The sequence below is a fragment of the Verrucosispora sp. WMMC514 genome (genome assembly GCF_027497295.1).
GTDB classification, from domain to species: domain Bacteria; phylum Actinomycetota; class Actinomycetes; order Mycobacteriales; family Micromonosporaceae; genus Micromonospora; species Micromonospora palythoicola.
On record NZ_CP114906.1, the window covers coordinates 474,189 to 485,112 of the forward strand.

General features: G+C 72.6%; 13 protein-coding genes. All 13 read right to left on the reverse strand.

The window, feature by feature from the left end:
• Positions 1–19: 19 nt before the first annotated feature.
• The 13 genes from O7597_RS02030 to O7597_RS02090 all read right to left on the reverse strand — a co-directional run bounded on the left by O7597_RS02030 (position 20) and on the right by O7597_RS02090 (position 10,901).
• Positions 20–1,444, reverse strand: coding sequence for an AAA family ATPase (locus tag O7597_RS02030; RefSeq protein WP_269737465.1), 1,425 nt, complete (start codon positions 1,442–1,444; stop codon positions 20–22).
• 96 nt (positions 1,445–1,540) lie between these two features.
• Positions 1,541–2,599 (reverse strand): hypothetical protein, encoded by a 1,059-nt coding sequence (locus O7597_RS02035; protein WP_281581882.1) that lies wholly within the window; start codon positions 2,597–2,599, stop codon positions 1,541–1,543.
• Between the two features lie 41 nt (positions 2,600–2,640).
• Positions 2,641–3,585, reverse strand: a complete 945-nt coding sequence (locus tag O7597_RS02040) for an RluA family pseudouridine synthase (protein ID WP_269737467.1) — start codon at positions 3,583–3,585, stop codon at positions 2,641–2,643.
• Positions 3,582–4,262, reverse strand: coding sequence for a signal peptidase II (gene lspA, locus O7597_RS02045; protein ID WP_269737468.1), 681 nt, complete (start codon positions 4,260–4,262; stop codon positions 3,582–3,584). The genes O7597_RS02040 and lspA overlap by 4 nt, the downstream gene beginning before the upstream one ends.
• 67 nt (positions 4,263–4,329) lie before the next feature.
• The gene (locus tag O7597_RS02050; protein ID WP_164449180.1) at positions 4,330–4,749 is read right to left on the reverse strand and encodes a TraR/DksA C4-type zinc finger protein; all 420 of its coding nucleotides are present in this window, start codon (positions 4,747–4,749) and stop codon (positions 4,330–4,332) included.
• Positions 4,750–4,980: 231 nt separating this feature from the next.
• Positions 4,981–5,286, reverse strand: coding sequence for a DUF167 domain-containing protein (locus O7597_RS02055; RefSeq protein ID WP_281581883.1), 306 nt, complete (start codon positions 5,284–5,286; stop codon positions 4,981–4,983).
• A 10-nt stretch (positions 5,287–5,296) separates the two neighbouring features.
• Entirely contained in the window at positions 5,297–5,869 is a 573-nt protein-coding gene (locus O7597_RS02060) for a hypothetical protein (protein WP_269737470.1), read from the reverse strand.
• A gap of 74 nt (positions 5,870–5,943) precedes the next feature.
• The gene (locus tag O7597_RS02065) at positions 5,944–6,747 is read right to left on the reverse strand and encodes a DivIVA domain-containing protein (protein WP_093401139.1); all 804 of its coding nucleotides are present in this window, start codon (positions 6,745–6,747) and stop codon (positions 5,944–5,946) included.
• 44 nt (positions 6,748–6,791) lie between these two features.
• A complete protein-coding gene (locus tag O7597_RS02070; protein WP_093401140.1) occupies positions 6,792–7,097 on the reverse strand; it encodes a YggT family protein in 306 nt (101 codons plus the stop codon).
• A 29-nt stretch (positions 7,098–7,126) separates the two neighbouring features.
• On the reverse strand, positions 7,127–7,813 hold the full coding sequence (gene sepF / locus O7597_RS02075; protein ID WP_164449183.1) for a cell division protein SepF: 687 nt from the start codon (positions 7,811–7,813) through the stop codon (positions 7,127–7,129).
• Positions 7,814–8,006: 193 nt separating this feature from the next.
• Positions 8,007–8,756, reverse strand: coding sequence for a YggS family pyridoxal phosphate-dependent enzyme (locus O7597_RS02080; RefSeq protein WP_269737471.1), 750 nt, complete (start codon positions 8,754–8,756; stop codon positions 8,007–8,009).
• 9 nt (positions 8,757–8,765) lie between these two features.
• The gene (gene ftsZ, locus O7597_RS02085; RefSeq protein WP_164449185.1) at positions 8,766–9,881 is read right to left on the reverse strand and encodes a cell division protein FtsZ; all 1,116 of its coding nucleotides are present in this window, start codon (positions 9,879–9,881) and stop codon (positions 8,766–8,768) included.
• Positions 9,882–10,121: 240 nt separating this feature from the next.
• Positions 10,122–10,901 (reverse strand): FtsQ-type POTRA domain-containing protein, encoded by a 780-nt coding sequence (locus O7597_RS02090; RefSeq protein ID WP_269738656.1) that lies wholly within the window; start codon positions 10,899–10,901, stop codon positions 10,122–10,124.
• Positions 10,902–10,924: the final 23 nt, after the last annotated feature.

Here is a 10,924-nt window from a genome sequence, read left to right on the forward strand (position 1 = left end):
GCCGCCCGGCACGCACCGGTCACCGGCCGAACGGCTCCAGCATCGCCGAGGCCGCCCGCAGCCAGGCCTGCCGGGTCTCGCCCTGGAGCTGGTGGTACTCGATCGACGAGCCGGTCTCCAGCGCCGGGTCGTACGGCACCACGGTCACCGCCCTGGTCCGGGTGGCGAAGTGCTTCTCCAGGTCGCTCTGCAACGGCAACCGGCCCGGGGTGGGGCAGGAGATCAGCGTGACGGCGTTGTCGGCCAGCTCGCCCATCCCCTCCTCGTGCAGCAGGTCGAGCATCCAGTCGGCGCTGAACGCCGCGTCCTCGCGGGGCACCGTGGTGACCACCAGCTGATCGGCCGCCTGCATGACGGTGCGCCAGTTCGGGCTCTCCACGTTGTTGCCGGTGTCCACACAGATCACGTCGTGGGTGCGACGCAGCAGCTCCAGCACCCGCTTGACGGTGAACTGGTCCAGTCGTTGGGCGAACCGGGGGCTCTCCTCACCGGCGAGCACGTCGTACGACCCGTCGGAGGCGTGCCGCAGGTAGTCGTCGAGGATCTCCAGCAGCTCGGCGCCCTCCCGGATCTCGATCTGGACGAGATCGGCGACCAGGTGTCGGATGGTGCGGGCATGCCGGGCGCTGCCGGCGCGCAGGCCGAGGGTGCCGCGTAGCTCGTTGTCGTCCCAGGCCAGCACACCACGGCCGCGTACGCTGCCGACGGTGGCCGCGGCCAGCACGGTGGCCGTGGTCTTGTGCACCCCGCCCTTCGGGTTGGCGAAGGCGATCACCCGGGGCGTGCCCAGGTCGCGACGGAGCACGGCGGCGGCCCGTTCGAGGTCGCTGCCGGCGCTCTGCGCCCGCCATTCGATCCGCCCGGGACGGCCGGCCACCGTCGCCGGTGGCGCCACGGCCGGCGGCGGGGCCACTGGTGCCACCGCCGGCAACTGTGCCGCCCGCGGCGGCGGGCTCGGCGGCGCCACGGCCGGCGGCGCCACCGCCGCCGAGTGCGGCTGGTAGCCACCGTTGTCCAGCAGGGCGTAGCGGGACTCCACCGGTGGCCCCGCGTGCCGGTAGCCGTTGTCCAACAGGGTGTACCGCGACTCGACCGGCTCCGGCCGGCGCGGCTCCGGCACCGCCGGGTACGGCGGCGGCCCCGGCTGCCCCCGGTACGGCTGGGCGGGAAGCGCCGGGTCGACCCGATAGGCCGGTTCGGCGCGGTACGCCGGCTCCTCGCCGTAGGACCGGTCCGCCGGCTGCCCGACGGCCGGTGCCCGGCCCGCGTAGCCGCTGCCCGGCCCCCGCCGCGGCAACGGCTCAGGCGACGGTGCCGGCTCCTCACCCCGCCGCTCGGCCGGCGGCTCCGCGCCGCGACCGCCGAGGCGGGCTCGGTCGAGCAGCGCCCGCCACCGCGGTGCCGGTTCGGCGGGCCGTCCCCAACCGGTCTCGCTGCCCTCCACGGATCGCCTCCCCAGCGCTTCGGTCTCCGTCTGACAGGCTACGAACGAAAGCCTACTGAGGCCACACCGGGCGGCACCCGGATCTGTCGACAACCGTCACGGTGTCGGCTCCGGATCACCCGTGTCGGCGGTGTCTGCCGAGGTGGACGGCGTCCCTGCCGACGCCCTGGGTGCCGGCGGAGGCGGCGACGGCGACGGTGACGAATCCGTCACCCGCGGCGGTGCCGGCGAGCGGTCCGCCACCGTCGGCTCGGCCACGGTCGGCACCGGCACGGACGGACCGCCGGTGGTGGTGGTGACCCCGGTGGGGGTGGCGACCGGGGTGGCGCTCGGGATCGGTTCCGGTGTGGCCGTCCGGTCGACCGGCGGCCGCACGACATCCCGCTGCTCGGGCAGCGGTGGAGTGAACACCGTCCGTTCCAACCGCCGGACCTCGGGCGCGGGATCCACCACCCGCACCCCGGACCGGGCCGCCACACCCCGCAGCTTCGCCGGCTCGGCGCGTACCACCAGGGCGTAGAGGCAGGCGCACTCGGCCCGGAACGCGGCCGCCTCCGCCGCCGCGACCTGGGCACCGCTGAGGTACAGGCCGCGCAGTTCGCGTTCGGTCGGTCCACCACCGCCCAGCGCGGTGGCCCGGGCGCGGTAGTCGGCCGCCTCCCGCTCCTTGCGCTCGGCAAGCTTGATCATCCCGGCGGTCACGTCCTCCGGCACCCGCTGTGCCGGGATGCGGACGATCTCGGTCTGCCGCTGCGGCAGCGGCACGCGTCCGAACACCACCGCGACCCCCACGTCACCGACCACCGCGGCGAGCCGGTCCGGGGTGAGGTACTCGGTGAGCGAGACCAGGGCGTACGTGCCGTCACCGAGCGAGCCGGCCAACGCGGCCAGGTCGGCCGCCGCAGTCGCCTCGTAACGGGGGATCGAGTCACCCTCGACCACGCCCACCCGGGTCACCTCGCCGACCGTGCGGTCCGGCACCGGCGGACCACCGGTGGCCAGCACGGCCGTGGCCAGCACCGCGGTGCACGACAACATCGCCACCCACCCGAGCAGCGGCGTGCGGCCCGGGCCGTTACCCAGCCGGGTCACCGTGGCGGCGAGGCGGGGCAGCAGTCGCTGGTCCAACTTCCGCAGCAGATCGCCGGCGCGCACGGGCGGTCCCCTCGTCAGTCGGTCGGAACGGGCGGGACGCGTCAGTCGCGGAGGAGTTCCAACGCGCGTCCCAGATCGTCAGGGTAGTCGCTGACGAAGCGGACCTCGTCCCCCGTACGGGGGTGCTCGAAGCTCAACTCTCTGGCGTGCAACCACTGCCGGTCCAGTCCGAGCCGGGCGGCGAGTGTCGGATCGGCTCCGTACGTGAGGTCACCCACGCACGGATGCCGCAGCGTCGAGAAGTGCACCCGGATCTGGTGGGTCCGGCCGGTCTCCAGCCGCACGTCGACCAGGCTCGCGGACGGAAAAGCCTCGATCGTGTCGTAGTGGGTGACACTCGGTTTGCCACCGGAGACCACCGCCCAGCGGTAGTCGTGGTGCGGATGCCGGTCGATCGGTGCGTCGACGGTGCCGCGCAGCGGGTCCAGGTGCCCCTGCACCACCGCGTGGTAGCGCTTCTCCACCTCGCGGTACTTGAAGGCGCGTTTCAGCACGCTGTACGCCTGCTCGCTCTTGGCCACCACCATGACGCCGGTGGTGCCGACGTCGAGGCGGTGCACGACGCCCTGACGCTCGGCGGCACCGCTGGTGGCGATCGTGTGCCCGATGGCGGCGAGCCCGCCGATCACGGTCGGGCCGGTCCAGCCGGGGCTGGGGTGCGCGGCCACGCCGACCGGCTTGTCCACCACCACGATGTCGTCGTCGGCGTACACCACCCGCAGGCCGGGCACCGCCCGGGGCACCACCACCGGTGCGGTGGCCGGCGCGGGCAGCGTCACCTCCAGCCAGGAACCCGCCCGCACCTTGTGCGAGTTGGGACGTACCGCGCCGTCCACGAGTGCCTCTCCGGCGTCGACGAGCGCGGCGGCGGCGGTGCGGGACAGCCCGAACAACCGGGCGACGGCCTGGTCCAGTCGCATCCCGTCAAGTCCGTCGGGTACCGGCAGGCTGCGCTGGTCGCCACCGGCGGCGTAGGTGGCCGTCACGCCCGCTCCCGCCGTCCGCCGTCGGTGTCGCCCTGGTCCCCGGCCGCGGCGGGCTGCCGGGCGGTGGTGTCCTCGCCCGTCGGTGTGTCGGCCCGGTCGGTGCCACCCGCTCGGTCGTCGGCCTGCGCCCGGGTGCCGTCACGCTGGCGGCCGGTGAACTCCAGCCCGACTGCGAGCAGCACGCCGCAGACCAGGGCGCTGTCGGCGACGTTGAAGATCGGGAACACCCGGCCGTACGGGTCGAAGACGCTGAACATGTCGACCACGTGTCCGACGAACCAGCCCGGGGCCCGGAAGATCCGGTCGATCAGATTGCCGACGACCCCGCCGACCACCAGACCCAGCGCGACCGCCCAGGGAACCGAGCGCAGCGTCCGCGCCATCCAGGCGATCCAGGCCAGCACCCCGATCGCGATGATCGGGAAGATGAAGGTGTAGTCCTTGCCGAGACTCCACGCGGCCCCGCTGTTGCGGGTCAGCGACAGGTAGAGAGCCCCGCCGAGCAGCCGCACCGGCTCGCGGTCGCCGAGTTCCTGGAGCGACAGGTGCTTGGTCAGCAGGTCGACGGCCACCGCGAACACCGCGAGCGAGAGCAGGATCGTGACGGACCGGCGCCGCGATCTCGTGGCTCTGCCCGACCCGTCGATGCCGGATCCCGCTTGCGGTGCTGCGCTCATCTGCTCCCCATCGGCTGTCGCGGCGGTGCGGTCGCACCGCCGCGGGCGGACGCCGGGGAGCGTGCCGTCAGCGCCGCTCCTCCAGCTGCTTGCAGGTCACGCAGAGGGTGGCGGACGGGAACGCGGCCAGCCGCTCCACCGGGATGGGGTTGCCGCATCGCTCGCACCAGCCGTAGCCACCCTCGTCGAGGCGCTCGAGAGCGCGCTCGACCTGCGTGATCCGTTCCAGGATGCTGTTGGCGAGGGAGATCTCCTGCTCCCGCTCGAACGTCTTGGTCCCGGTGTCGGCCTGGTCGTCCCCGGCCGAGTCGGTGAGGCGGTCGCGCTGCAGCTCGGTGATCTCGCTCAGCGTCTGATCGTACTCGGCACGCAGTTCCTCGTGCCGGGCCGCCAACGCGGCTCGGATCTTCTCGGTCTCCGCGGCGCTGCGGGTGGACTTCGCCGCCGGCTTGCGGCCTGCGGTCCTGGTGTCGGCTGGCTTGGCCATCGTCGCTCCCTCGGCCACGGAGCCGCGGTGAGTCCGCGACGCCTCGACAGGGGCCGCCAGCATCGGCCGCCCCAGGTACAAAACGGGCGCGCGGCGACGGGGCCGCGCACTCCGGAGGTTGGCAAGGATACGGAACGTAAAGGCGTCCGACAACGTGCCGCACCGCAACGCCCGATCCGCCCCGGCAACTGCCAATTCGGGGCAAAGAAAACGCTAGCAGATGACCGCCACTCACCCGGCCGGTTCCGGGCCGTCGCGCAGCCGGCTCAGCCGCTCGATCAGATCCGGCCCGGTCGGCGTGACCAGGAAGAGCTTGTCTCTGCTCGCCGCGCCGGTGCGCAGCGACACGGTGGCCGGCCGGATGCCGAGCGCGGCGGCCAACGCGCGCCGGGCCGCCTCGGTGGCCCGGCCGTCAGCCGCCGGGGGATGCACCGCGATCACCAGAGCGGGCCCGTGCGGACCGTCGAATCGGCCGCCCACCCGGGCCCGGGAGACGCCCGGCTTCACCCGCACGGCAATGGTGAGCGCGTCGTCCATCAGACCCGGCTCAGCGGCGTTCGGAATCCGCCAGCAACACCGCGTCCGGCGTGCAGTGGGCGCAGGGGGTGAAGCCGAGTTCGACGGCCTCCGCGACGGGCAGCGGCTCGTGCTCCCGGCCGACCAGGTGCGGGCACTCGACGAGGTGGTACCGCGGCCGACCGTCGACGACCCGCACCTCGTCCACCAGACGGGCGATGCGAGCCGCCTGCGCAGCGCTGGTCTCCTCGGCCGCTGGTTCGTCGTCGTACCCGTCGGCGACGCGCGACCGCTCGCGTGGCTCGGTCACCGGCGAGCCGGGTGGTTGCCGCCACCCGGCATCGCCGGTGTCCACGTCTGCCGAGGTCTGCTGGGTCGGAATGCTCGGCTCCCGGCCGTCACCGTCGAGACGCGCCGAGCCAGCCGGCGTGCCGCTGGGAACCGTGGCCCGGCCGGCCGCCTGGCGGGCGCCGGCGACGAGTGCCACGGCGGCCAGCAGGCTGGCCCCGATCGACACGACGAGCAGCAGGCTGGAGCCACCGGCCAGGCCGAAGACCAGCAGCACCACCGCGACGAGGATGAGCGCGAGACTGATGACTATCATGGCTCACCCTCGCCGTGTCGTACCGATGAGGCGGGCCAGGTGATCGCCGCGCCGGCGGCAGTCACCGACCCGGTTCAGCGACCGGCCTCGAGCGCGCCGGAGCGACCCCCGCCGTACGACCCGGCGAGACCGGCCGCAGCCAGCCCGTTGCCGGCGGCCCGGGCACCCTCGCCGCGGGTCATCTCGGCCTCCAGGCCCTGACCACGACCGTCGAGGTCACGCAGCTGGCTCTCCAGGTACGCCTTGAGCCGGGTGCGGTACTCCCGCTCGAACTGCTTGAGCTCCTCGATGTGCTTCTGCAACGCGGTGCGCTTGGCGTCCAGGCCGCCCATGGCCTCCTGGTGCCGCTGCCGGGCGTCGCGCTCCAGCGCGTCGGCCTTGGCGCGGGCCTCGCGGGTGACCTCCTCGGCCTTGGAGCGGGCCTCGGAGAGCAGCTGGTCGGCCTCGCGGCGCGCGTCGGAGACGTGGTCGTCGGCGGTGCGCTGGGCCATCATGAGCACCCGCAGCGCCTGCTGCTCGCCGTCCGGGCCGGCCACGGCGCCGCCGACACCGACGGAGCGGACCTGCTCCAGCTCGGCCTGCATGGCGCGGGCGGCCTGCTCGGCTGCGGCCTTGTCGCGCTGCACCCGGTCGAGCTGGGCCTTGACGTCGTTCAGCTCGGCCGCCAGGCGGGCGTCGCCGCCGGGGCCGGCCGGGGCACCGCCCCGTCCCCCGCGCTCCACCTGGGCGCGCAGTTCGTTGTTCTCCTCGATCAGACGGGCGAGTTCGCGCTCGACCTCATCCAGGAAGGCGTCGACCTCCTCCTCGTCGTAGCCCCGCTTGCCGATCGGCGGCTTCTTGAAGGCGACGTTGTGGACGTCGGCCGGGGTCAGCGGCATCGAAACTCCTCGGGTCAGTTGCGGCCGCGATAGCGCGTCGGTCATCAGGCGGTCCTGATGATCGCCGGCTCTAACACAAACCTCATCAGCACGAACAGGATAACCAGGAGCACAAGGGAGGCCAGGTCGATGCTCACGGTACCAATTCGCAGCGGAGGGATCACACGCCTCAACGCCCGGAGTGGGGGATCAGTGACGCTCCACACGGATTCCAGTCCGGCTGACGCTCCCCGACCGGGCTGCCAGCGGCGGCCGTACTGCAACACCGCGCTCAGTACGAAACGGGCCAGAAGAACGATCAGGAAGACATACGTGGTCAGGTAGAGGACCTGTAGCAAGATCGACAACACGGCAGGCGGCGTCCCTCGGGTCGGGCGGGTCAACTCAGGCTGAAGAACCCGCCCTCAGCGATCTTGGCCTTGTCCTCCGCGGTGACCTGGACATTGGCCGGTGAGAGCAGGAACACCCGGTTGGTCACGCGCTCGATCGTACCGCGCAGCCCGAACGCCAACCCGGCGGCGAAGTCCACCAGACGGCGGGCATCCGCCTCATCCATCTCGGTGAGGTTGATGATCACAGGCACCCCGTCGCGGAAGTGTTCGCCGATCGTGCGCGCCTCGCGGTACGTGGTGGGGTGCAGCGTGGTGATCTGGTAACGCTGCTCCTCCTCCGGCACCAGCGCACGCTCACGCGGCTGCACCTGCGGCGCGAGGGCGAGGTTGTCCCGGGTGTGGTAGGTCAGCGCGCCGGACGGCTCGCCAGTGGACCGGGTGATCGACCGGACGCTGGACCGCTCGGTGCGCTCCGGACGCTCGGACTCCAGCCGCTCGGCCTCACCCAGTCGGGCCGACCGCTCGCTCAGCCGACCACGCTCACCCAGCCGTGGCCGAGGCGCCGGCGGCTCCTCCGGCTCGTCCTCCTCGTCGGCGAACTCCTCGGTGTACCGGCTCTGCCGGTAGCGCGACTCCCGGTAGCCACCCTTGTCGTAGCCACCGTCGTCGTAGGCCCGCTCGTCGTCCTCTTCGACCAGTCCGAGCCAGACCCCCGCCTTGCGCAGTGCACCCATCCCCGCGCCCTTCCCGTCCGCCGTGCGGCACACGCCCCCGACGTGTCGCCTGTCGCGAGTGGACCATCCCTGCCCACCGGACCGGAACGGCAATCCCCCGACGCGCAATTCGCGTTGCACGTCACGCCCCCCGTCGCCGGGAAGGCCGTTCCCACAAACAACACTGATGTAATTTGCTTCCCTCGCGGCCAGGCTACCGCAGCGTGGGACGCATTCCGAGCAACGCGCTGCCGACGCGGACAAGTGTCGCGCCGTGTCCGATCGCCGCTTCCAGGTCGCCACTCATGCCGGCGGACAGCTCCGTCGCCTGCGGATGGTCCGCCCGCACCAGCGCCGCCACCGTCGCCAGCCGGGCGAAGGCCCGCTCCGGCTCCCAGCCCAGCGGTGCCACCGCCATCAGGCCGGCCAGCCGCAACCCGCCGGCCGCGGCGACCGCCTCGGTGACCGCGCCGAGGCCGACATCGGGATCGGCCGAGTCCGGCACGGCACCGCCCCGCGCCGCGTCACCGTCGATGCTCACCTGCACCAACACGTCCAGCGGCCGGTCCCGGCCGAGGGCGCTGACGCCGGTGTCCAACGCTGACGCCAACCGGACGCTGTCGACGGACTGGACCACGTCCGCGTACCGCAGCACCGACTTGACCTTGTTGCGCTGCAACCGGCCGACGAAGTGCCAGCGCGGGGTGAGCCCGGCGGCGGCGACCTGTGCCGCCTTGCCCGCCGCCTCCTGGTCGCGATTCTCCCCCACGTCGGTCACACCGAGGCCGACCAACGTCACCACATCGTCGGCGGGGTAGGTCTTGGTCACCGCGATCATGGTCACCTCGGCCCGGTCGCGGCCCGCGGCCGCGCAGGCGTCGGCGATGCGGGAGCGTACGCGGGCGAGCCCGGCGGCGAGCTCCGCGCGCCGGTCGGCTCTCGCCGGGGCTTGGCTGTCGGTCATCGGCGGTGTTCAGGACCCGTTCTTCAGGAAGTCGGGCACGTCCACGTCGTCGAAGAGCACCCGACGCGGCGACTGCGGCGTGGCCGGAGGCGTCGGCGACGGCACGATCGGCGTGCTCGGCGGGGCGGACTGGTTCTGGTTCGACTTACGGGGTGCCTCGGCCGCCTTGTACGCCGGAGTACCCCCGTCGAAGCCCGCCGCGATCACGGTGACCCGCACCTCGTCGCCGAGCGCGTCGTCGATGACCGCACCGAAGATGATGTTCGCGTCCGGGTGCGCCGCGTCGGTGACCAGCTGGGCCGCGTCGTTGATCTCGAACAGACCGAGATCGGAGCCACCGGCGATGGAGAGCAGCACGCCACGCGCGCCGTCCATGCTCTGCTCCAGCAACGGGCTGGAGATGGCGGCCTCGGCGGCCTCGACCGCGCGGTTCTCGCCCCGGGCGCTACCGATGCCCATCAGTGCGCTACCCGCGCCGCTCATCACGCTCTTGACGTCGGCGAAGTCCAGGTTGATCAGACCCGGCGTGGTGATCAGGTCGGTGATGCCCTGGACACCGGAGAGCAGCACCTGGTCCGCCGTGCGGAAGGCGTCCATCATGCTGATGTTGCGGTCGCCCAGCGCCAGCAGCCGGTCGTTGGGAATGACGATCAAGGTGTCGCACTGGTTCCGCAGCTCGTCGATGCCGGCCTCGGCCTGCACCTGACGGCGCTTGCCCTCGAAGGAGAAGGGGCGGGTGACCACACCGATGGTCAGCGCACCGAGCTTGCGGGCGATGTTCGCCACCACGGGCGCGCCACCGGTCCCGGTACCGCCGCCCTCACCGCAGGTGACGAAGACCATGTCGGCGCCCTTGAGGACCTCCTCGATCTCGTCGCGATGGTCCTCGGCGGCGTTCTTGCCGACGTCCGGGTTGGCGCCGGCGCCCAGACCCCGGGTCAGTTCACGACCGACGTCGAGCTTGACGTCGGCGTCGCTCATCAGCAGCGCCTGGGCGTCCGTGTTGATCGCGATGAACTCGACGCCCTTGAGCCCAACCTCGATCATCCGGTTGACGGCGTTGACGCCGCCACCCCCGATGCCGACGACCTTGATGACCGCCAGGTAGTTGTGCGGAGGTGTCATCTCCGGTCCTTTCCCTTCGAGATTGGCTACTCCCCGACCGGCTACGGCCTGGCCGGACCGACGGTCGACGCAGCTACCACCACCGAGGTCGAGAGGTAAACCCTCACCCTCTACTAGAGGGTTAGAGTTATGTCAACCACTGATCCCCTTCGGGGCAACGTAAGCGCAGCCGAGCGATGAGCCAAGGACCGCTCCGGCGTGTCGCCGGGGTAGCGAGACGGCTCACCACTGACCGGTGGCTCACCGGAAGGTGACCACATCCGGCGCGCTCACGTCGATCCGGGCCGCGTCCTGGTCGAGCAGCGCGGTGGCCACCCGCGCCTTGTCCGCGCCACGGGTCGCGTCACCCCAGAACACCGTGCGATCGTCGTGCAGCCGCAGGCTGATCCGGGCCAACCCCTCGACCCTGATCTCGACCAGCTGGTCGAGCAGCTCCGGAGTGAGCACACCGAGCACGTCGAGCCCGGCCCGGGTGTCCGGGTCGTCCGGACCGGGCGCGGCCACCCGTACCAGTGGCAGGCCGTCCGGGCGCTGCGGAACCGTCCGGAACACCACCCCGGCGGCGTCGATGACCGCGAACCGCTCCCCGAGCGGCACCACCGCCGCCCCCGTGCGCTCGGTCAGCCGTACCACCAACGCGTCCGGCCAGTCCCGGGTGACGGTGACCCGTTCCACCGGCGGCAGCGCACCGATCCGGCCGGCCAACGCGGCCAGGTCCACCCGCGCCAGCGGGGCACCGTCCGGCACCCCCGCCGCGTCCCGCACCTGCACCGCCGTCACCAGTTCGGCGCCCTCCACCCGCACCTCGCGTACCCCGAACAAACCGGTGCCCAGCAGCGTCCACGCCACCAGCCCGGCCACCGCGACCACGCCACCGGCCACCGCCCAGGGCAGCGCCGCGCGCATCCGGCGCTGCCGGGCCCGGGCCATGAACCGCCGGGTGGAGGCGGGTACCGCATCGCTGCCCGCGCGTACCAGCTGCCACCGGCGCACCGGGCGACGCCCCGCGGCACCGTCCACACCGGTGCCGCGACCGCGGGCCG

Excerpts from the sequence above, each read along its gene's own strand:
- O7597_RS02080 (WP_269737471.1), bottom strand. The coding sequence starts at position 8,756 with ATGACCGACAGCCAAGCCCCGGCGAGAGCCGACCGGCGCGCGGAGCTC.
- O7597_RS02060 (WP_269737470.1), bottom strand. The coding sequence starts at position 5,869 with ATGATAGTCATCAGTCTCGCGCTCATCCTCGTCGCGGTGGTGCTGCTG.
- ftsZ (WP_164449185.1), bottom strand. The coding sequence starts at position 9,881 with ATGACACCTCCGCACAACTACCTGGCGGTCATCAAGGTCGTCGGCATC.
- O7597_RS02055 (WP_281581883.1), bottom strand. The coding sequence starts at position 5,286 with ATGGACGACGCGCTCACCATTGCCGTGCGGGTGAAGCCGGGCGTCTCC.
- lspA (WP_269737468.1), bottom strand. The coding sequence starts at position 4,262 with ATGAGCGCAGCACCGCAAGCGGGATCCGGCATCGACGGGTCGGGCAGA.
- sepF (WP_164449183.1), bottom strand. The coding sequence starts at position 7,813 with ATGGGTGCACTGCGCAAGGCGGGGGTCTGGCTCGGACTGGTCGAAGAG.
- O7597_RS02065 (WP_093401139.1), bottom strand. The coding sequence starts at position 6,747 with ATGCCGCTGACCCCGGCCGACGTCCACAACGTCGCCTTCAAGAAGCCG.
- O7597_RS02050 (WP_164449180.1), bottom strand. The coding sequence starts at position 4,749 with ATGGCCAAGCCAGCCGACACCAGGACCGCAGGCCGCAAGCCGGCGGCG.